Origin of the sequence: Kitasatospora terrestris, assembly GCF_039542905.1 — a bacterium.
GTDB lineage: Bacteria > Actinomycetota > Actinomycetes > Streptomycetales > Streptomycetaceae > Kitasatospora > Kitasatospora terrestris.
This window is the reverse complement of the sequence record NZ_BAABIS010000001.1, coordinates 4,495,910-4,515,150: the sequence shown is the minus strand read 5'-3', so window position 1 is coordinate 4,515,150 and position 19,241 is coordinate 4,495,910. Positions and strand designations below refer to the sequence as shown.

The window sequence follows — 19,241 nt, the reverse complement described above, 5'->3', positions numbered from 1 at the left end:
GGTGAGAAGGGGGTGGAAAGGGGGGTGGAAAGGGTCGGACGTCCCGGGAGGCGAGTTGGGGGCGGGGGCTTTCCACCCCCCTTTCCACCCCCTTTCCACCCCTCCCTCTCACGGCGTTTTCGCAGGTGGGAGGGCTTAGCACCCCTTTCCACCCTTTCCACCCCCTGGGTCAGGTGGGCGGGGCGTAGAGCAGGACGGTGGCGTGGCGGCCGGCGCCGGGGATCTGGGCGCTGCCGTAGCCCTCGAGCTGGAGGAGGGCTGCGACGAGGCGGTCGCGTTCGTCCTTGGTGGACTTCTTGAACAGGCGGTAGACCTCGTCGCCGGTCAGGCCGCGGGGGCCGACGGTGCGGACGGCGGCGGCGAGCTTGTCGAGCTTGCGGTCGCCGGTGGTGTGCTCGACCAGTCCGAGGACGTGGGCGGCGGAGGCGCGGGAGTAGGTGACGAGGGCGTGGGCGGCCCGCAGGTGGTCCTCGCCGATCTGCCGCTGGTGGTCGAGCAGGGCGTAGACCATGGCGAGGCGGAGCGTGTAGGGGGCGGCGCGGGCGGTGAACTCGGCGAGTGGCCCGTCGCCGTCCTCGTCCCCGCACAGCGCGGGGTAGACGTCCTCGCGCCAGAGCTTGCGGGCCGCCTCGTCGAGGGTGACTTCGCCGGCCTGGCGGGCGTCGGCGAGGACGGTCCGCCAGGCGGTGGCCAGGTTGTCCACCAGCTGGGGATCGGCGCCGCGGGACTCGGCGAGGATCAGGTTGCGGTGGACGAAGATCGGCAGGTAGCGGTTGTAGGTGCCGCCGGCCATCTCGGAGTCCTGCATCTTGGCGCGCAGTTCGCGGGGGCTGATGTGCCCGATGATGGCGAGGTGCGGGGCGGTGACCCGCAGCGCGGCGCGGTTCATCAGGCCGAGGTCTTCGCCGTTCCATGCCTGGCGGAGGATGCCGCCGAGCGAGTTCCCTTCGCGGCGGGAGCGGGCCATGGTGACGCCGTACTCGGACTCCACGATCCACCGGCGCTTGTCGATCACGCCGGGGTCGTCCTCCTTGGTGGGGTCGCCGTCGCGGACGGCTTCGATCAGGCCCTCGCCGGAGGACAGGCCGGAGAGCATGTTGCCCTTGAAGAACTCCGGCTCGGCTGCGGCCAGCAGCAGGCGGGCGGTGTTGGTGCCGGCGCCCTTGCGGCCGGCGGCGGTGGCGCCGATCGTCAGGGCCCAGATCAGGGCGGGGTGGGTGTCGTTGCCGATCCGCAGGTGCGGGCCGGAGCCGAGCATCGCGCCGGCGGCGGAGAGCAGGTTGACCAGCACCCCGACCGGGTCGGCCTCCGTGGTGGGGTCGAGGTCCCGCACGGTCTGGCCGACCCAGCCCTGAAAGACCGCCATGTCCGGAACCGGACCGGGGCGGGCGGGCCGCTCCACCCCGAGCAGCGGCCCGTAGAACACGTCCTGCACCGGCCCGGCGGTGGCGGCCGGGGTGGCGGTTGGAGGGGCCTGGGCGGGGACGCTCACGCGGCCTCCCGGCGGCGGGCCGTCTCGCGGGTGTGCTGGGCGCGGCGGGCGGTGGATGCCATGGCTCTGGTCCCTTCGGGTCGACAGCGGCGGGCGTGATCGGCGGCGTGGCGGAAGGCGGGGGCTGGAGAAGCGCTTCTCCGGCCTCGTGCGGCACGGGGCGGGCTGTTCAGGCGGCGGGGCGGAGGGTGCCGGCGCCTCGGGCGAGGCCGCGGCGGATGGTGTGCTCGCACTCGGCCGGGCTCAGGCCGGTGGCCGTACCGGCCTCCAGCAGCGTGTCGAAGGCCAGGGCCTCGTCCAGAACGCCCGTGGGCAGGTGCCGGCCGAGGGCGGCGGCGGAGGCGAACAGCCGCTTCGCCCGTCCCGGGTAGGTCTGGGCGCGGACAAGAGCGGCTTCCCGGTCGAGGGCGGCCTGTACGTAGGGCTTCTGGTGGTGGATCCGCTCCCGCAGCCCGGCCGCGTCCACGACCGGCACGGCCGCAGCGGGCGGTGGGGTGAGAAGGGCCAGCAGTTCCGGCGGGCACGGTGCGATCAGGTTCGGGTCCGTTCCGGGTGCGAAGCCGTACCGGCCCGTGGTGCCGAGGGAGCCGGGGCCGACCAGGTAGCCGGCGGGGCCGCGTACGTCGATCCCGGGCGCAACGGCACCGACGGAGTTCGGGAACACCGCCTCGGGCGGGGCGGCGAGCCACAGGTGCAGGCCGCCCGAGGGCGTGGCCACGGTCGCCGTGTTCGGAACGGTGAAGCTGTGTTCGGTGGCGAGGCGGGCGAGGTCGGCGATGCCGTCGAGGCCGTTTTTGCGGTCGAGGTCGAGGCCGATCAGGTGGTGCGGGGCCCGGGCACAGGCGATGCCGTACCCGGTGGCCCACCGGGCGGCCCGGAACATGGCGTCGATCCGGGCGTGGTCGTCGGTGGCGTCGTGGACGCCGTGCCCGAACCGGCCGCAGGCGGCCCGGCACTGGTCGCGCTCGCGGCCGGGCGGGTGCGGCGAGGGGATCGCGGGCTTCTTGGATCGGGCGAGGGTGAACACGGCCATGCCGCGTTCGGCGGCGAAGTGCGCGGCGGCCAGCGCACGGTCCCAATCAGTCAAGGACTCCTCCTGCTGGTCAGGTTGGGTCAGCAGCCCGCCCGCCGTGGCGGTTACGGCGGGCGGGCTGCTGACGTCGGTGGTGTCCTGCTGCTGCTCGGCGCAGACCTTGTGCGAAGGCCTGCACTGGTCGTCCCGCAGCGGGGTTGGGTAGCCGCACCAGCGGCACGGAAGGGTGCGGGTGCGGTCGTAGTGCGTCGCGCCAGTCGAGAGCGGCCACGACGGGGCCGTTCTCAGGCGGCGCGGCGGGTGTCGAGGTCGATGACGGCCGCGAGCCGCGGGGCCTCAGTGGGGGCGGGGGCGGGCTGGCCGCCGTCCGGCGGGATGGGGGCCGCGTCCTCGGTGTCAGCGAGGACGGCGCGCTCGTAGGCGGAGTGGGCGAGGACGGCCTGGACGCGGGCGGAGTCGGCCTTGGCGTCGCGCTGGGAGGCGATGACGGGGATGGAGAGCAGGGCGCCGGGTCCGAAGAGGACGGCGGCGGTGATCAGGTCGCTGGTGGTGCTCACTTGGTGCCTCCCGTTGCTGCGGTGTGGGCGAGGACGTCGAGCAGGTCGGTGCCGAGCTGGTTGAGGCGGTGCTGGATTCCGGCCCAGGACTCGGGGTCGATGTGCATGAGCGCGGCGAGGGCGAGGGCGGGGTCGCCGTTAGCGGTGGCGGTCAGGGCCTCGCGGAAGTGGGTGGCGGCGAGCGGCCGGATGGCGTTCTGGGACACGGCAGGGCTCCCTTCCGGGACGGTGCCAGGCCCCGCCCGCGATGGTTCGGGCGGGGCCTCGCTGGTAGCTGTGCGTAGCCGTACTGGGGTGGCTACTGGCTACTGGCTAGTGGGTAATCCGCAGGACAGAACCCGGTTCAGGGCCCGCAGGGCCCGTCTACTGGCTACTGGCGCGGTGCCAGTAGCCAGTAACCAGTAGCCGAGAGTGACGAGCGGTCAGGCGTGGTCGGGGTGGAGGAACACGGACTGGGGGCCGTTCTCGCGGTAGACCAGTTCGCCCCGGTCGGCGGCTTCCTGGAGTGCGGTCCGGACGGTCTGGCGGCTTCGGGAGACCATGTCGGCGACGGTGGCGACCTTCAGGCCCATCGGCCCGGCGGACTCGATCGCGTCGATCGCCTCCGCCAGCCACGGCGGCCCCACCGGGGTGGCCGGCGGCTGCGGTGCGGCGGCGGGGGTGCTCTCGCGCAGGGAGGAGAGGTTCAGGCCCGGGGGCCGGTTGTTCGGGAAGGCGATGACCTCCGCCAGCCCCTCCCCAGCCGCGTCGCCCCCGGTGGTGGTGTCCTGGGTGCGGAGCGCGGAGAGGTTCAGCCCGCCCCCGGACGCCCGAGCGGGCGCCGGGGCGGCCGGTGCCGCGGTGGTGGTGCCTTCCCAGAGCCATCCGGCGCGGTCCGCGTCCCAGCGGCGGGCGTAGTCCTCGCCAGCCGCAGCGGCGGAGATCGGGTCGAGGCGGGGGCGGCGGGCGTTGGTGGCGAGGACGACCTGCCGGGCCATGCTCGGCGACGTACGCCAGCCCTTGAAGCCGGTGGGGGCGAAGCCGTCCGCGCCGGCGGCGCCGATGACTCCGCAGCCTTTCGCCTTGAGCTGCCGGGTGTCGACCTTCGCGCCGGGGAACAGCTTGTTCAGGTTGTTCCCGGACGACTCCCCGGAGGTCAGCGCGACCCCGACCGGGGAGAACTTGCGAACAGCGGTGTCGCCGAGTGCGGACACGTTGCCGTCCACCGCGGTGAGGACGAAGCGGATGCCCATGGCCCGGGTGGTGCGCATGGCCTTCTTCACCGCTTCCTGGAGGGCCTTCATCGTCGGGTCGCCGAACGAGCCGGCGGACAGCAGCTCCGCGCCCTCATCGACCACGATCTCGATCTGCGGAATCTCCGGCGACACCGGCAGCAGCGTCGTGTCCCTGGCGTCGAGGAGGTCCTGGTAGCCGTTCTGGCGGGCCGAGTTGATCCGCAGCACCGCCTCCATCAGCCGCAACGCTTCGCCCGGGGTGGAGGCGAGCCAGTCGATACCGGGCTCGGTGTCCTGCGGCACCGGCACGGCGCCGGCTTTCGGCGCCTTCAGGCCGCGGGCCTCCAGCCAGGGCCGGACCCAGGGGATCCCGGCGGCGCCGGCCTTCAGGTCGATAACGAAGGTCAGCACATCGGTGCAGCGGGCGAACCCGGCAAGGACCACGTCGATAAACGTCGACTTGCCCGATCCGGGCGGGCCCAGGATCAGCGCACACGCCTCCCGCAGCAGCACCGTTGCGACGTCGGAGTTCGGCAGCAGGCCCCACGGGATACCGGTCAGGATCGACAGCGCCTTGTAGTCGTCCGGATAGGGGAAGTCCTGGGCCATCACGTTGACGGTCGCGACGTCGAGAACCACGCGGCCCTGCCGGTCACCCTCCTCCACCCACACCGTGCAGCCCAGCGGCAACCGCGCGTCGGTGGCGAGCGCGCGGGCCTGGGAGGCGATCCGGTCCCAGGTCGCGGCGCCGCCGGGCAGCTCGGCGGCGAGGGAGAACCCGGCGCCGGTCTTCCAGAACTCGACCGCGAACACGGCCACCTGGATCCCGGTGACGCGGTGGATCCGCTCCGCCCACTCCCGGGCGATGGCCTCGCGCTCCCCGTTCATCTTCGCCGCGGCGGTGCGGGCCTCCGTGCTCATGCGCTCCAGCTCCACGGCCTCCTCGCGGATCGCCGCGTTGGAGGCCATGGCGCCGATGCCGACGCCGAGCGCGGCCAGGGTGCCAGCGGCGGCCCAGGACAGGGGGCCGGTGGCGATGGCCCAGGTGGTCCAGCCTCCGGCGAGCAGCCACGAGGCGGCGCGGCCGGCCATGGTGCGGCCGGTCAGGCGGCGCCGGACGCCGGCGCCGATGCCGTGCCCGACCGCACCGGCGACACCGACGTAGAGGGGGATGCCGGGGGGCATGTGGGTGGCGGCGCCGAGCAGGGCCAGGGCCCCGGCGCCGGTCGCGGCCGAGACCGCGCCGGAGACCGGGCCGTGGGTGGCGGCCCAGTCCAGCGGCGGCAGCAGCGACGTCTTGGCCGCCTTGGTGCGGGGCTTGCGGGTAGTGGGCTGGGGGACGTTGGTCAGGTGCAGGGTGTGCTGTGGCTCGGCCATGGCAACTCCACGCGGCAGAAGGACTGTTGGAAGGCGGTGCGTGGTGCGGGTGTGCGGCGGGCCGCCCCGTGACGTTCGCGGGGCGGCCCGAAGTGCGCTTCTCCGGCCTCGCGGCCTACTGGTTGTTGCCGATGTCCCACTTCTCCTCACCGGTGCGGGGGTCCTCGTGGCGGGCGATGTCGCTCTCGTGGGAGCTGCGGAAGGCCTTGCCGACCTCCTCGGCGGCGGACATGGCCTGCATGAGGAGGGTGTAGACCTCGTTCAGGGCCTCGCCGACGTTCTTGTCGAGGGGGAACTCGCTGTCGGAGCGCTCGGCGAGGACGCGGAAAGTGTTGGCGATGGACTCCAGGCCCTCGGGCATGGACTCGATCGCGGCGAGGACCTGCATCATGCCGTCGGGGTCGTAGTTCATCGCCGCGCTGTACATCTCGGACGCGGTGTCGGAGAAGCTGAAACCGGACTCGGCGGTGTTGGGCACGTCGCCTCCCAGGGCGGTCAGTTCGGGCTGGGCGTTGTGGTTCTTCGGGGCGCGCGGCACCGTCTCGCCGACGGGCTGCGGGGTGTTCTCGGGCTGGTCGAGTGCGTCGTCGACGGCCTGCTCGGCCTCGGCGAGGTCGGTTCGGATCTCGGTGTCGCGCTCGGTGCGGGCGTCGGCGGCCTGCCCGGCCAGACGGCGGAACAGGTGCCGGCCCGGGTACATCAGCCACGCGGCGCCGAGCCGGCGGCCGAGCGGGGTGGTCAGCATCCCGACCAGACCGACCGGCAGGGCCAGCAGCGCAGCCAGCAGGCGGCGGCCGTGGAACCGGGCGGCGGACTTGCGAAGCCGCGTGCTCGCCGCCCGGCGGAGCGGGGCCTTGCGGGCCTCCCGGCGGGCGTCCGCCACCTTCCGCCCCGTGCGCTCGTCGGCGGTGGTGCGGTTCTTAGTGCGGGCCTTGTCCAGCGACTGCCGGACGGCGCCTGCGGGCTTGGCCAGTGCCTTCCCGGCGCGCCCGCGCTGGGCGTTCTTCCGCTCGCGCTCGACCGTCTTGGCGTTGCGGTGGGCATCAGCTACCTGCCGGCGGGCCGTGGTCTGTGCGGTGCGGCGCTCGGCCCGTGACGGCATCGCCGCACGGTCCGCCGCGCGGATCGCCTTCACCTCACTGGCCCGCGAGGCGAGACGGCCCACGGCCGACTTCCCCGCACCCGGCGACGACTTCAGCACCGACCCGACCAGCGCCCCGGCGGCCGAACCGCGGCGAGGTGCCGCCGACAGCTTTGACGGCGAGGCGACCGACGCGGAGCGGGCGCCGGAACCGGCCGGGCCGTTCGCGGGCCGGGTCTGACGGGGCAGGCCCGCCGATCCCGAACCACGGCCGCCGGCAGGCGACTTGACCAGGGACAGGTGCCCGGCACGCTGACCGGCGTTGCCCCGGGCGGCGCCGGCGGCGCGCCGGGCGGCCTTGGCGGTGGTGCGGCGGGTGGCGATGGCGCTGGTCGCCACGGTGCCCAGCGTCGCGGCGGCCGCGGCCAGCGGGCCGGATGTCAGCACGGCGGCCGACCCCAGGGCCACCAGGCTGTTGATGGTGGTCACCGTGAGCGGGACGGCCGGAAGACCGCCCCGGGTGTGCGGGACCGGAGAAGCACCCTTCCGCGGCTCAGGCTGGGCGGCGGCGGGCGGCCGGGCCTCGGCGGGCGCCTGGCTGGGCGTGGGAGGGGTGAGGGGCGGTTCGGCGTAGGTCTGGGACATGAGTTGGTTCCCCCAGTTCTCGCGGGTCAGGCGGCGATCCGTTCGCCGTCGTGGCAGTTCAGGCAGCAGCCCAGGTGGGCCGGGAGGACGTAGCCCGCGTCGCGCCCGCAGTCCGGGCACAGGCGGCGGGCCCGGTTCGCGGCGGCGAGGGCGCGGTGCCGGGCATCGGTCATGGGGCGTACGGGGGCGGCGAGTTCGGGCCGGTACAGGAACGCGGCCCGCACGTCCTTCGACTTGCGGGAGCGCCACAGGATCTGGGCCGCAACGGGTTGGCCGTTCGGCCGCAGGCCCCGGGCACGGAGCTGTCGGCGGGTGAAGTAGCCGTCCGGGGCCATCCGCCATGGGAACGTGGGGATGCCGAACCGCTCCCCGTGCGGGTCCCAGAACCGGGGGCGGCTCATTCGGCCGGCGCGGGGTCGGTGAATCGGAAGTAGCCGATGACCTGCACCGGGACTCCGGACCACTCGCCGGAGACCTCCAGCCAGTTCGTGTAGTCCTCGTCCAGGCTGGCGCGCACGGCGGCGGGGTCCAGGCCCAGGGCCTCGCGCCACTGCTCGAAGTGCCCGAGGCCGTCGTGCAGGGCGAGAGAGACGCCCCACGTGAACTCGGCGCTGGAGGCGCTCTTGGGGAGACGCTCCAGTCGAGGCGCCGGGGCCGGCAGGTCGCGGAACACGGCGGCCATGGTCACCAGCACACGGGCGGCGTTGATCTGCTCGGCGGCGGTGCGGGTGATCACGATGCCTTCTCCTCGTCGGTGGGCTCGATGAGGGCGTCCGGCCGGTCGTCAAGGGCCCGGAGCTGGTCCATGGCGCTCGGCTCACCTGGGTGGGCGGTGTCGTAGTCGATGGCGGCCAGGGTGACGGCGGTGGTGAGCGCGGTGTCGGCTCCGCCTCGGGCGGCCTGGTACTGGTCGAGGACGGCCGGCGCGAGCGGGCCCGTCAGATGCCGGCTGTCGGCGGCGCGCTCGGCCTTGAGCGTGTCGCGCAGCATCCGGGCGCGGGCCGGGGAGGTGCGGAGCGTGGTGCGGATCCGATCGGCGGTCAGCTCCGCATCCGACCAGCGATACGCCACCGATCGGGCCTCGGCCAACAGGTCGTCCTCGCTGCGGGCCGGCACCCTCGTGCGGGCCGACTTCGGCACCGCACCGGTCGCCCGACGCGGCCGACTCCCCGCCGCAGCAACAGCCCGCACCGACCGGACCGGCACAGCCTCGGCGACTACCGGAGTCGGCTCCGCGACCGGCGCGGGATCGGCCGACTCGTACACCGACTCGAACCCGTCCGGATCGGCCGATCCGGCCAGGTCAGACCCCGACCGGTTTACTGCGGTCTGGGTTTTTTGTGACGATTCGGGCTTGTGGTGGAGGACCTTCGCCACCAGGTCGGAGCCGAAGAAGATCGAGCCGACCGGCAGGCACGACGCGAGCAGCACCAGCGCGTAGTGCGCGGGCGGCCAGACCGCGAGTCGGACCCGACCGCCATCGTGCAGTCCGGGCACCAGGCCGTGCACGTAGTTGAGCACCAGCGAGGCGAGGGTGTAGCCGCCCAGCACCCACAGCGCGAACCTGCGGTCCCGACCGGTCAGCACCAGCGCCGCGATCAGGGCCAGCGCCATCAGCCCGTCCACCACCAGCGGATAGAGGTCGGCAGCCAACCAGTCGGCCCCGACCGCGTGGGCCACGTCCTTCAGCGCGTTCCACGACACCCGGAACGCCATGGCGACGACCACCAGCAGCGCGGCGACCATCGAGAACTTCGCCCGCCGGCTCACGCCGCCACCCCCAGCCGCACAGCACGGCCGACCGCGGTGCGGCGGGCGGTGTGCAGCGGCCGCGGGACCTGGGTCATCAGGCGCTCGGCGTAGGCGGCCAGATCCGGGTCCTCCCTGCGCAGGTCCGCCAGCACGTCCAGCGCCGCATCCATCCGGACCCGGTACTCGGTGGCGGTCTCACCGGCCACGCCGGCGAACAGCTCCGAGTCCACTCCCAATGCCAGCTCCGCGAACTCATCCGGGTTCGCGGCGTGCTGGCCTGCAACAATCGACTTCACGGGTCTACCTCTTCCTAGAAGGGGGTGGGCCCGAGGGCCGCCGCGCGATCCTTGGCCGGAGCGCGGCGGCCCGTTCTCATGGACCCAGGCAACTCGCCATGTACAAGTAGCCATGGATCTCGACCCGCCCCATGAGAGGGCGGGTCGGTCACCAAAGTCACTCGTTCATGAAGGCGAGCCCGCGGCCACCGTGGTGGCGCAAGCCCGCAGTGCCGTCCTCTCGGGGAGCGCGCTCCCCGCATAGGCCTGGACGGCTGATCTTTCGATCTCTGCCCTCCGGGACTGACAAGGCGCCCGGGTGCCTCCCCCTCATCACTTGCGAGGGCTCCTGCCCCTGGGCGCGGCAGTAGCCGCCCATTCGCGGGGCTGAGATTGCGCATGTTGGAGCAGCCCAAAGAAGGCCCCTCTTTGCCGCTCCCGCATCCCCGGTTGCGACACACTCAACATAGACAACCTGCCTAGGCAGGTCAAGACAGTTGGGTTTCTCGCGCATGTTGGGCACCTGCCCTAGCATGGGTGACATGAGCCTTGACCCGGATGACTCCCGCCCGCCGTATCAGCAGGTCAGCAGCTCTTTGCGGGCCTCGATCCTCACGAAGAAGCCCGGCTTCGAAACCGGCGACAAGCTTCCGTCCGGTCCCGAACTCGCCAAGCACTTCGGTGTGGCACGAGGCACGATCGACAAGGCCCTCGACCTACTCAGGACTGAGGGACTGATCGTGACCCGCCAGGGCAGCGGGTCCTTCGTGCGCGAGCGCACGTCACGGCCGGTTGGCCTTCGACCGCACCTCGAAGCAGCCTTCGAGCAGAAGCAGGTGACGTTGGACTTCGCCGGCTTCTCCAGCGAGACCCTTCACAACGCCCTACAGGAACCGCTGGACAAGGTCCGCTCCGGCAGGCTCGCCCCGGAGTCCATCACCGTGCGTCTTCTGCTGCCGGACACCGATGGGCCCATGGCCGTGCCCGTGCTGGTGGAAGGCCTCAAAGACGAACCGGCTCTCCGGGAGCGAGCCCGGAGCATCGCGCTGACCAACGCCGGCGGCATCGCCCACTCAGTCGAAATGCTGGCGGAACTTGGTCTCGTGCAGAACGCCACGGTCCAGGTGAAGGTGCACCGGGCATCTAGCCTCTTCAAGCTCTACATCCTGAACCGCTCGGAGGCGTTCTTCGGGTTCTACCCGCTCCGAGAGCGGACGGTGGCGATCAACGGTAACGATCACACGTTCTACGACGTCACCGGCAAGGACACCACCCTGTTCCACCACGCAGCCGGACCAGACGATGCCTCACTCGGCTCGCAGTACGTCCAGCAGGCACAGATGTGGTTCGACAGCGTCTGGTCCACGATCGCCTACGAGCGTCAGCCATGACCGGCGCCGCCCCGTCGCTCAAGGACGTGCTTCGCCCGGTAAAGCATGTCCTGCTCGACTTCGACGGCCCAGTCTGCTCAGTCTTCGCGGGCATGCCGGCGCCGGAAATCGCACGACGCCTCCGCCTCGGCATGGTCGATGCCGGCGTCCAAGGCACGGACAGCCTGGCGGACGAGACTGACCCCCTTGCCCTACTTCGCCTAATCGCAGCGTCCCGCCCAGACCTTACAGCGACAATGGACAGTGAGCTTGCACTGCTTGAGACGAAAGCCACACGGATTGGCCGCCCAAATCCGGGGGGTGAATCGGTTCTCCGCGCCTGCGCCGAGTCTGGCCGTTTGGTTTCGATAGTCAGCAATAATGCTGGCACGGCGATCGAGGAGTACCTGGACCGCCAGGGGCTTAACTGCTATGTGACAGGCGTCTATGGCCGCACACCAGGCGACCCATCATCAATGAAGCCGAGCCCACGACTCCTCCTAGAAGCCATGAACGCGGCGCGCAGCAAGCCGGAAGAGTGCATTTTTATTGGGGATGCCGTGCGGGATGTTGAGGCTGGAGACGCCGCAAATGTGCCAACAATCGGATACGCCAACAAGCCAGGCAAAGAAGCACGCCTAGCCGCTGCTGGCGCAATTTTTGTCGTCGAGTCCATGCAGATTATCGCAGACGTTATGCCGCGACCCGAATAGACCGGTTATCCAAAACCCCAAGTCACGCCATACCGCCCAGCCACATCTATGCATTACTCCTGGAATCAATACCACCAGAATGCGCACGCCCGCGCCCGGCTCTGTGAATCGGTAGCGGGCCATGATTGCCCAGGAGCAGGTCAATTTCCGAGACTGTGATTCGCTTGTTGGTGCGCAGCATACGCATGGCACTATAGGGGTCGCCTGTTGATCTCCGCATGCCATACCCAGCCCGTGAAGTCAGGCGCGTGAGGACCCAGGACCCGCCCGACACCTCCTCCACCTGATACTTTACGGGCTGACTATTTTGGATTCTATAGCCGCCAAGTGAATTCCCCGACCGCCCCTGACGAGTCCCCCCTCTCGCCTTCTTTAGGGGAGCACGAGGCGCAGCGACGCGCCGCCAAGCGCTTTCGAAAGTCTTCCGTTCGATTCGGCGCGCATAGAACTCGCCCATTGAATTAATTTCGGCCAGTGAAGGCACAGGAACTTCGCCCAGAAGCGTCCCACCCAGAGACTGCGATGAATCGGCAAAACCAACCGACCCATCTCGAAACATCTCTACCTTGCGTCGCTCGTATCCATCTTCGCCGATCTCGCTCAGAATAACGATCGGCTCGTCGTTCGAGTCATGCCGCCACAGGACCTTAAGATACTGCACGATTACGCCACCCCGCTGTTCTTGATCCGCCCGCTAAGACCCAGGGGATAATCCCCTTCGACGAGATACACACTTTCGCGACACGGCTTTACCTCTAGACCGGTCACATCAATCTCAACGTAGTGCGTGAATCTACGACCGGCAAAAGGAAGCCTGACAAGAGCGTACGAAAGGACGGAAGGAGAGACCTTTCCGGGCGGGATGTCCGTAAGGTATTGCCCATTCCCATAGAGGGCATCTCGCGGATTCTCGCTCTTTAGTGACGGCCAGAGTTCCTCGCTAGCCAAGATCGCCTGCATACTCCGCTCGGTCGTGAAGTGGAAAAGGGTCGACGGCGGTCCACTTGCCGACGATTCGGCGATCTGAGCCATCGAGCGAGGGCCTTTCAAGAGCGGGCAGCGACGTGCGGCGTGACGCACAGGGACTTGTCATGGCCATATCCGAAACTGTCGACGGCCGAGCCTACGCGCTCCGCCGCTTCCCCTCAGCCTATGGGGCTGCACTGCCACTAAGCGACTACCTGTAGCGACCTGCCCGCCTCCGATCCGACCACGGCGGTAGGTGCCCCACCCGTATGCCAACCCGTATGCCAACAGCGGCGCACAGGGAAGACCTACGAACGACGGTCGAGCACCTTCAACTCCGCCCGAGCCGCTACCTAGCCGCTACTTGCGCGGCCTGAAAAGCGGAAGGTCGCCGGTTCGACCCCGGCCCTGGCCACCAGCCTTGACCAGGCACGATGCCCTCGAAGCAGCCCGCTTCGGGGGCATTTTCGCGTTGCTTGACGCCAACGGCGCAGCGGACGGTCACTCCCCTCACGAGCCCCAGCGAGTACGTGACGTACTTGACGTACTTGACGTACTTCCTCCCGGAGGGCGATCCTGGTTCTCGGACGAGGAGGCTTCCCATGACAGCGGTCCACTACGAGAGCTACACAGAAGCCCGAGCACATCTGAAGGACCTGCTGGACGCAGCGGGCCAGGGCCGTATCGCGACCGTTCGCCGGGACACCGGATATGCGGCGGTCGTCGACGCGGGACGGCTGCGCCACGCGCTCACGCTGCTGTGCCCGTCCAAGGCCGAGGTGGTCGCAGAGGGCGGCGGCTGGTCGGTGTTCTTCCCCGGCCTCCCGGTCGCCGCGGACGGCGGCACGTTCGATGAGGCCATCGACGAGATGATCGACGCGCTCCGCGAGTACGCGGAGGACTGGCAGGACCGGCTCCTGAGCGCTCCGAACCACCGCGACAACTGGGGCCTGGTCCAGTTGATCGGTCTCAGCGACGACGCGCAGCTCCGTGATTGGCTGCTCGGAGTCGCGAAGTGACCTGGCCTCAGCCGACACGCGAACGACACGAGCAGTTCTGCAAGGTTGAAGGCTGGGACCGTGTACGTGACGCGCGAGGCCGCACCGGCACCCACCACATCACCTATGAGTTCGGGCTCCCCGATGGGCGGATCCTTCGCACTCGGGTGTCACATCCGGTCGACCGCACCGTGTACGGCGCGAGCATGTGGGCACACATCCTCCGCGATCAGCTGGACGTGACGGAGGATGTCTTCTGGCCATGCGTCCTGGACGGCACGCTTCCCGATCGAGGCACGCCTGAGCCACCACGCGAGGCGCTTCCCGTAGATCTGGTCTACATGCTGATCAACCGCGTCGGACTCACCGAGGACCAGGTCGCCGCGCTGGACAGGGCCCAGGCGATCGCGCGGCTCCAGCAGTTCTGGACCGAGGGGCACTGATTCCGGTCGCTGGATCGCGACCCAGAGCCACCCGATCTCCCTGGCGAGCCCCACGCGAGGGAAAACGTGCGTCAGCCCCGCAGCGCCCGATCGTCGAGGCGGCGCAGCAGGCCTGGCAGGTGCCGGTGCTGGTCACGGAGCGCGGCCAGCCGCTGCCGAAACTGGAGGTCGCGCCCGATGTGGTCGCAGGCGTCACGGAGCTCGACCAGGAGTGCCACGGCGGTGTCGTAGCGGGCCGCCTGCTTACGGGCGACGTAGTTCTCGACCTCGCGCCAGATCGCTTCTTCGTCGGCGGCCAGGGCGGTCAGCTTCGTCGCCCGCGCCTCTGCTCGGACCCGGTCAGCACGCTGTCGGCGCTCGGTGGCTCGCGTGTGCGCCGCGTCCAGCAGTTCCGCAGCGGAGCGCTGCCCCGGCACAGTCACGGCAGACGGTTCGCCGCGCAGCCGGCGCACAAGTTCGGCTCCCAGGTGAGGCTCAACACCCAGCGCGAGGCGCAACAGGAGGTCGTTCTTCTCCTTCTCGGGAAGTGCGGCGATCAGCGGCGCCAGTTCCATCTTCCCGGGCCTCTTCCGGGGCGCAGGAGCGGGCGGGCTGGCCCGGGCGGCGACTGCCAGCAGATCGGCGTCCACTCGCAGGAAGTCCGCGAGCGCCCGCTGCGGTGCGGTCAGCCGGTCGAGCCCGGCCGGCACCGGGGGCTCGACCGCTGCCCGGTAAGCCTCCTCGTCGTCCTCCTGGAGTGCCCAGGCGCCGATGGCGGACAGCCATGCGAGGTACAGAGCGCAGTAGTCTCCGGAGGCCAGTTCGGCCCGAACCCCGGCGATGGCACCCAGTGAGTCCTCGGCACCCTCGTCCCAGTCCCCGCCCTCGTCCTCGCTGCGCAGGTCCAGGAAGAGGTGGGTCTCGGTCGTCCATGCCTCGACGCACTCGTCGAAGCAGTACGGCTCCAGCGCCCGCAGCGGGAGCTGCCCCTTGGGCAGGCGCAGGATCACCTGACGGGTGCCCCAGTTGGCCAGGTAGAGGTGGGCGTCGTAGTACTGCTCCACTATTCGCCTGGGGTCGCCGCGGAAGTTGCCCCACTGATATTCGTTGGTGAAGCCGGTCGCGGTGATCCGGGCCCGGGTGGACAGCGCCCGCAGCTGCTCCTGCTCGTCGCTGGTCAGCGGCCGGTCGATCGCCAGGAACTCGTAGTACTGGTACTCACCCATCGCTGCGACCCTAGCGGGGATGGCGGTCCTCGATGATGGAAATCCGTCAAGCCCGGAGCAGACAGGAAGCGGCGATGGAATCCGAGCAGCCACGCACCGTCGAGCAGGTCCAAGGTCTCGTCAGCTGGATCGGCGCGGGACGCAAGCTCACCCAGACGGGCAAGGTCACCCTCGCGGACGCGCGGGCCCTGGTTGCTCTTCTGGAGACCGGGGACACCATCGACCCGGCCATCGGTGACAGGACCTTCAAGACCAAGTCCAGCCAGGAGCTGTACCACCTGAACTTGCTGGTCGAATGGGCCAAGGCGGCCCGGCTGCTGCGGGTCGGCAGCGGCCGGCTGGTGCCCGTCAAGAAGAACGCGCGTGTACTGGAGGACCCCGAGCGCATCCTTGACGTGCTGTTCGAGGCCCTGCCACGCATCGGCGAGGCGGTCCCCTCCGAAGTCGCCGCTGTCGCCGTCGAACTGGTCTCCCCCTCCAGCCCGGAGAACGACTGGGTCGGGAAGGTGCGCGACTATCCGCTGATGGGGATCCCCCTGTACCTGTTGATCGACGCCAGGCAGAAGACCGTCACGCTCTTCAGTCGCCCCGACAGCACGAAGTACCACCGTCGCGAGGACATCGAGTTCGGCGAGACGCTGCACATCCCCGAACCGTTCGACTTCGATCTGATCACGACCGAACTGCTCCCGTACTGACCGGGGCCTGCGCGCAGAAAGCTGCCGGTTGGCGCATCTCGACGCCATGGCGTGGCCTGAGGAGCGGAAGGCCGCCGGTTCGACCCCGGCCCTGGCCACAGGTGCTGAAATGCAGGAGGCCCCCCGGTGAGTTCACTCACCGGGGGTCTTCTGCTGTCTCCTGCGCCAACCGGTGCGCCATCGGCTCACGGGCGGGCGCGGCCCCGGGAGCGGTCTCCCGGGGCCGTTCGCGGGTCAGAGGCACTTCTCCTCGGTGCCGAAGAGGGAGACCGCGGTCACCTTGGCGGTGTCGGTGGCGAAGAAGAGTTCCCAGCCGGGGGTGCCGTCGAGGGGGAGGGACCAGCCGCCCTCGACGGCTTCGGCCTTCGGGTAGGCCTTCTTCAGGTCGTCCACGGTGGAGCCGGTGCCGATGCCTTCGGCGGTGCGGGCCTTGGGCGGGGCGATGAGCTGCTTGAGGTGTCCGGTGGTGCCGAACTTGGCGCCGCCGACGGCTTCGAAGGACTTGTCGCGGGCGGCCAGCAGCGTGGTCTCCTCGGCGATGGCCGCGGTGGAGTCGGAGAGCAGCTTGGCGACCTGGGCGGACCGGGCGGCGGCATCGGCGTACTCGCGGGCGGAGGCCCCGGCGCCGGGCTGTCCGGCGGCCGCGGCGTCGGCCTGGGCCTTGTCGGCCGCGGCGCCGGTGTCCTTGACCTTGGTGGTGGCGGCCGCTTCGGCGGCGATCACGGCCGGGTCGGCGGCGGGACCGTCGTGGTAGCCGTAGAGGGTGCAGCCGCTGAGGGCGGACAGCGGTGTGCTCTGCAGGGCGCCGCCGGCGAGGGCGGTGTCCTTGGTGGTGCCGGGGCCGAGGCCGCGGTAGCCCTTGGGGCCGAACACGTCGGAGGCCTGGTTCGGGGAGCCGCCCGGGCCGGTCCGGGCGTCGGTGCAGGCGACCGCTCCGGCCAGTAGGGCGGCCGTGGCCAGGGCGGTGGCGAGGAGTCGGGTGCCGCCCCGGCGCGGTGCGAATGTCATGCAGGTGTCCCCGTGCTGGGTCGAGAGTGTCGTGGAGCGGCCGCCGCCTCGCGGCGGCGGCCGCCGGACAGGCTCTCAACAAGATCGGGAACGATCAACCGATTATCCGGCCGCCGGTCAGCAACGAGCAGCTGCTCGTCAGCGGTCGCCGGTCGGCAACGAGCGGCTGCTCGTCAGCGGCGGGCGGCCTGGCGGGTGCGGCGGGCCAGGCGGTGCAGGCGCTGGACGGCGACGAAGCGGTGCATCCGGTTGGCGAGGGTGAGCTGGTACTTGAGGCGGAGCTGCCCGTTGAGGGCGGCGAGCTGCTCGGTGCCGATGGCGTCGACCAGGCGGGCGACGTGCTCCTGGTAGGCGGCGCGGAAGGTGCGGTCGCCGTCGGGGACGGACCAGAAGAACATCGGGATCTCCTCGACCAGGCAGTTGCGGTCGTAGGAGCGCAGGTGGTCGCGGAACTTCGGGTCGGTCTGCTCCAGCAGCCAGGCGCGGACCAGCTCCATCGACTTCACCCGGTCGACGACGCCCTTGGGGTCGGACTTCTGCTGGGTGATGGAGCGGTCGCCGTCCTCGCGGATCCGCCAGTGGTAGATCGGCTCGGAGAGCACGTCGACGCTCTTGGCGAGGTAGTGGTGCGGCACGCTGACCGGGGCGTCCTCGTAGAGGATGCCCTCGGGGTAGAGGATGCCGGCGGTGTCGAAGAAGGAGCGGCGGTAGACCTTGTTCCAGGCGGTGCGGTCGGTGACCAGCGAGGGGATCTCCTGGATGGAGGTGCGCAGCCGGGTCTGCTCGAAGGGCTTGCGGTGGGCGTGCGAGGGGTGCAGGCCGTCGGAGCGCAGGCGCAGGGCCTTGCCGGTGCAGAAGTCGGAGCCGGTCCGGTCGAGGGTGTCGACCATGAGCTGGTAGGCGCCGGGCGGGAGGGTGTCGTCGCTGTCGACGAAGGCCAGGTACTCGGTGCCGTCGGTGAGGTGGCGCCAGCCGGTGTTGCGGGCGGCGCCGAGGCCCTTGTTCTGCTGCCGGACCACGCGGAACCGGCTGTCCTTGGCGGCGTACGCGTCGGCGATGGCGGGGCTGGTGTCCGTGGAGCCGTCGTCGACCATGACGCATTCGAAGTCGGTGAAGGTCTGGGCGGCGATCGAGTCGAGGCACTCCTGGAGGTAGCGCTCGACGTTGTAGACCGGGACGACGAGGGAGAGGCGGGGGGCCATCGCGGGCCTTTCACGGGGTGGGACGGACGGGCCGGTGGACGGCCGCTTCAGTGAGTGTGCCCGATGGTGGCGACCGGACGGGAGGAGGGCAGCCCCCATTCGCTCCAGGAGCCGTCGTAGACGGTGACGTCGCAGTAGCCGGCCAGGGTTGCGCCGAGGGCGAGGACGCAGGCGGTGACGCCGGAGCCGCAGCTGGTGACGAGGCGGTCGCGGCCGTCGGCGCGGTCGGCGATCCGGGTGCGCAGCTCGGCGGCGGGGAGCATCCGGCCGTCGGGGTGCTGGAGCTCGGCGAAGGGCAGGCTGCGGGAGCCGGGCATGTGGCCGCCGCGCAGGCCGGGGCGGGGTTCGGGGGCCTCGCCGGTGAAGCGTTCGCGGGTGCGGGCGTCGAGGACGGCGGTGTCGGGGTCGGTGAGGGCGGCGGCGACGGTGTCGGCGTCGACCAGCAGGTGGGGCCGGGGGCGGGCGGTGAAGTCGCCCGGGGCGGGTGCCTGCGGGGCGGGGTCGCCGTCGGGCAGGCCGGCGGCGGTCCAGGCGGGGCGGCCGCCGTCGAGGACGGCGGCGCGGTCGAAGCCCATGGCGCGCAGCATCCACCAGGCGCGGGCGCTGGAGTAGATGCCGTTGTTGTCGTAGACGACGACGGTGCCGGTGTCGTGGAGGCCGAGGGCGCGCATCGCGGTCTGGAACCGTTCGGCGTCCGGCATGGTGTGCGGGAGCGGGGAGCCGTGGTCGGAGAGCTCGCCGTCGATGTCGAAGGTGCGGGCGCCGGGGAGCGGGGGCAGGGTGCCGCGGGCGGGGCCGACGCTGGCGTCGAGGAGCAGCAGGCCGGGGTGGTCGAGGTGGTCGGCCAGCCAGTCGACCGTGACCAGGGGGCCGGGCAGGGGCAGCGCGTCCATCGGCCGCCTTCCTCTTCCTCGCGGTCGGGGCGCTCCCGTTCCTCGCGGTCGGGGCGGTCCCGACGGACGCCATCCTGCCCTGTGGGCGGGCCGGGGTGGAACCCGGGAGTTCGGCGGGGGGAGGGTCGCTCTGGCGCCGTTGCCCACCCCCGTGGGGCAGCGGCGCCCGAGCCTCAGGCTGCCGATCCTGCCGGGGCTGCTGAGCGCCTGTCAACTATCGTGGATTCCCGGGTGGACGAATCGGCGTCCATCGAGCCCCACCCGCACCGTTTGGGCACACGGTCATCAACGATCGTGCAGATCGCTCCGTGGAAGGGAT

At 70.7% G+C, this 19,241-nt stretch carries 21 protein-coding genes; 5 read left to right on the top strand and 16 right to left on the bottom strand.

Annotation, left to right across the window (positions count from 1 at the left end):
* Positions 1–169: 169 nt before the first annotated feature.
* The 10 genes from ABEB06_RS20840 to ABEB06_RS20795 all read right to left on the bottom strand — a co-directional run bounded on the left by ABEB06_RS20840 (position 170) and on the right by ABEB06_RS20795 (position 9,447).
* Entirely contained in the window at positions 170–1,492 is a 1,323-nt protein-coding gene (locus ABEB06_RS20840) for a DUF3987 domain-containing protein (RefSeq protein WP_345698387.1), read from the bottom strand.
* Between the two features lie 169 nt (positions 1,493–1,661).
* On the bottom strand, positions 1,662–2,579 hold the full coding sequence (locus tag ABEB06_RS20835; protein ID WP_345698386.1) for a bifunctional DNA primase/polymerase: 918 nt from the start codon (positions 2,577–2,579) through the stop codon (positions 1,662–1,664).
* Between the two features lie 230 nt (positions 2,580–2,809).
* The gene (locus ABEB06_RS20830; RefSeq protein ID WP_345698385.1) at positions 2,810–3,082 is read right to left on the bottom strand and encodes a hypothetical protein; all 273 of its coding nucleotides are present in this window, start codon (positions 3,080–3,082) and stop codon (positions 2,810–2,812) included.
* On the bottom strand, positions 3,079–3,288 hold the full coding sequence (locus ABEB06_RS20825) for a hypothetical protein (RefSeq protein WP_345698384.1): 210 nt from the start codon (positions 3,286–3,288) through the stop codon (positions 3,079–3,081). Before ABEB06_RS20825 ends, ABEB06_RS20830 begins: the two co-directional genes overlap by 4 nt.
* A 216-nt stretch (positions 3,289–3,504) precedes the next feature.
* Positions 3,505–5,673: a hypothetical protein gene (locus ABEB06_RS20820; RefSeq protein WP_345698383.1), complete on the bottom strand. Its 2,169-nt coding sequence runs from the start codon at positions 5,671–5,673 to the stop codon at positions 3,505–3,507.
* A 115-nt stretch (positions 5,674–5,788) separates the two neighbouring features.
* Positions 5,789–7,399, bottom strand: a complete 1,611-nt coding sequence (locus ABEB06_RS20815) for a hypothetical protein (RefSeq protein WP_345698382.1) — start codon at positions 7,397–7,399, stop codon at positions 5,789–5,791.
* 26 nt (positions 7,400–7,425) lie between these two features.
* Positions 7,426–7,800, bottom strand: a complete 375-nt coding sequence (locus ABEB06_RS20810) for an RRQRL motif-containing zinc-binding protein (RefSeq protein WP_345698381.1) — start codon at positions 7,798–7,800, stop codon at positions 7,426–7,428.
* Positions 7,797–8,135 (bottom strand): hypothetical protein, encoded by a 339-nt coding sequence (locus ABEB06_RS20805; RefSeq protein ID WP_345698380.1) that lies wholly within the window; start codon positions 8,133–8,135, stop codon positions 7,797–7,799. The genes ABEB06_RS20810 and ABEB06_RS20805 overlap by 4 nt, the downstream gene beginning before the upstream one ends.
* A complete protein-coding gene (locus ABEB06_RS20800; RefSeq protein WP_345698379.1) occupies positions 8,132–9,169 on the bottom strand; it encodes a DUF2637 domain-containing protein in 1,038 nt (345 codons plus the stop codon). Before ABEB06_RS20800 ends, ABEB06_RS20805 begins: the two co-directional genes overlap by 4 nt.
* Positions 9,166–9,447, bottom strand: a complete 282-nt coding sequence (locus ABEB06_RS20795; RefSeq protein ID WP_345698378.1) for a hypothetical protein — start codon at positions 9,445–9,447, stop codon at positions 9,166–9,168. The genes ABEB06_RS20800 and ABEB06_RS20795 overlap by 4 nt, the downstream gene beginning before the upstream one ends.
* A gap of 521 nt (positions 9,448–9,968) precedes the next feature.
* Here ABEB06_RS20795 and ABEB06_RS20790 point away from each other — a divergent pair.
* Both ABEB06_RS20790 and ABEB06_RS20785 read left to right on the top strand, forming a co-directional pair.
* Entirely contained in the window at positions 9,969–10,817 is an 849-nt protein-coding gene (locus ABEB06_RS20790; RefSeq protein WP_345698377.1) for a GntR family transcriptional regulator, read from the top strand.
* Entirely contained in the window at positions 10,814–11,509 is a 696-nt protein-coding gene (locus tag ABEB06_RS20785) for an HAD family hydrolase (protein WP_345698376.1), read from the top strand. Before ABEB06_RS20790 ends, ABEB06_RS20785 begins: the two co-directional genes overlap by 4 nt.
* A gap of 46 nt (positions 11,510–11,555) precedes the next feature.
* Here ABEB06_RS20785 and ABEB06_RS39395 read toward each other — a convergent pair whose 3' ends face one another.
* Both ABEB06_RS39395 and ABEB06_RS39390 read right to left on the bottom strand, forming a co-directional pair.
* Positions 11,556–12,170, bottom strand: coding sequence for a DUF6881 domain-containing protein (locus ABEB06_RS39395; protein ID WP_425559666.1), 615 nt, complete (start codon positions 12,168–12,170; stop codon positions 11,556–11,558).
* Between the two features lie 2 nt (positions 12,171–12,172).
* Complete coding sequence (locus ABEB06_RS39390) at positions 12,173–12,541, bottom strand: HYD1 signature containing ADP-ribosyltransferase family protein (RefSeq protein ID WP_425559665.1); 369 nt, start codon at positions 12,539–12,541, stop codon at positions 12,173–12,175.
* Positions 12,542–13,077: 536 nt separating this feature from the next.
* Here ABEB06_RS39390 and ABEB06_RS20780 point away from each other — a divergent pair.
* On the top strand, positions 13,078–13,494 hold the full coding sequence (locus ABEB06_RS20780; protein ID WP_345698375.1) for a prevent-host-death protein: 417 nt from the start codon (positions 13,078–13,080) through the stop codon (positions 13,492–13,494).
* Positions 13,491–13,916: a cytotoxic translational repressor of toxin-antitoxin stability system gene (locus ABEB06_RS20775; RefSeq protein WP_345698374.1), complete on the top strand. Its 426-nt coding sequence runs from the start codon at positions 13,491–13,493 to the stop codon at positions 13,914–13,916. The genes ABEB06_RS20780 and ABEB06_RS20775 overlap by 4 nt, the downstream gene beginning before the upstream one ends.
* Before the next feature lie 71 nt (positions 13,917–13,987).
* Here the strand turns inward: ABEB06_RS20775 and ABEB06_RS20770 are convergent, their stop codons facing one another.
* Positions 13,988–15,121 (bottom strand): hypothetical protein, encoded by a 1,134-nt coding sequence (locus ABEB06_RS20770; protein ID WP_345698373.1) that lies wholly within the window; start codon positions 15,119–15,121, stop codon positions 13,988–13,990.
* A 74-nt stretch (positions 15,122–15,195) separates the two neighbouring features.
* Between ABEB06_RS20770 and ABEB06_RS20765 the strand changes: the two genes are divergently transcribed.
* Complete coding sequence (locus ABEB06_RS20765) at positions 15,196–15,819, top strand: Uma2 family endonuclease (protein ID WP_345698372.1); 624 nt, start codon at positions 15,196–15,198, stop codon at positions 15,817–15,819.
* A 234-nt stretch (positions 15,820–16,053) separates the two neighbouring features.
* Here ABEB06_RS20765 and ABEB06_RS20760 read toward each other — a convergent pair whose 3' ends face one another.
* From ABEB06_RS20760 to ABEB06_RS20750, 3 genes are all read right to left on the bottom strand, one after another.
* Positions 16,054–16,827 carry a hypothetical protein gene (locus tag ABEB06_RS20760; RefSeq protein WP_345698371.1) on the bottom strand — a complete coding sequence of 258 codons (774 nt, stop codon included), beginning with the start codon at positions 16,825–16,827 and terminating at the stop codon, positions 16,054–16,056.
* Between the two features lie 173 nt (positions 16,828–17,000).
* Entirely contained in the window at positions 17,001–18,029 is a 1,029-nt protein-coding gene (locus ABEB06_RS20755) for a glycosyltransferase family 2 protein (protein WP_345698370.1), read from the bottom strand.
* A 47-nt stretch (positions 18,030–18,076) separates the two neighbouring features.
* The gene (locus ABEB06_RS20750; protein ID WP_345698369.1) at positions 18,077–18,922 is read right to left on the bottom strand and encodes a sulfurtransferase; all 846 of its coding nucleotides are present in this window, start codon (positions 18,920–18,922) and stop codon (positions 18,077–18,079) included.
* Positions 18,923–19,241 lie beyond the last annotated feature (319 nt).

Bases quoted from the DNA above. Each gene is read 5' to 3' on its own strand.
- ABEB06_RS20780 (WP_345698375.1), top strand. From the start codon at position 13,078: ATGACAGCGGTCCACTACGAGAGCTACACAGAAGCCCGAGCACATCTG.
- ABEB06_RS20765 (WP_345698372.1), top strand. From the start codon at position 15,196: ATGGAATCCGAGCAGCCACGCACCGTCGAGCAGGTCCAAGGTCTCGTC.
- ABEB06_RS20785 (WP_345698376.1), top strand. From the start codon at position 10,814: ATGACCGGCGCCGCCCCGTCGCTCAAGGACGTGCTTCGCCCGGTAAAG.
- ABEB06_RS20755 (WP_345698370.1), bottom strand. From the start codon at position 18,029: ATGGCCCCCCGCCTCTCCCTCGTCGTCCCGGTCTACAACGTCGAGCGC.
- ABEB06_RS20810 (WP_345698381.1), bottom strand. From the start codon at position 7,800: ATGAGCCGCCCCCGGTTCTGGGACCCGCACGGGGAGCGGTTCGGCATC.
- ABEB06_RS20750 (WP_345698369.1), bottom strand. From the start codon at position 18,922: ATGGACGCGCTGCCCCTGCCCGGCCCCCTGGTCACGGTCGACTGGCTG.
- ABEB06_RS20770 (WP_345698373.1), bottom strand. From the start codon at position 15,121: ATGGGTGAGTACCAGTACTACGAGTTCCTGGCGATCGACCGGCCGCTG.
- ABEB06_RS20815 (WP_345698382.1), bottom strand. From the start codon at position 7,399: ATGTCCCAGACCTACGCCGAACCGCCCCTCACCCCTCCCACGCCCAGC.
- ABEB06_RS39390 (WP_425559665.1), bottom strand. From the start codon at position 12,541: ATGGCTCAGATCGCCGAATCGTCGGCAAGTGGACCGCCGTCGACCCTT.
- ABEB06_RS20790 (WP_345698377.1), top strand. From the start codon at position 9,969: ATGAGCCTTGACCCGGATGACTCCCGCCCGCCGTATCAGCAGGTCAGC.
- ABEB06_RS20820 (WP_345698383.1), bottom strand. From the start codon at position 5,673: ATGGCCGAGCCACAGCACACCCTGCACCTGACCAACGTCCCCCAGCCC.
- ABEB06_RS20760 (WP_345698371.1), bottom strand. From the start codon at position 16,827: ATGACATTCGCACCGCGCCGGGGCGGCACCCGACTCCTCGCCACCGCC.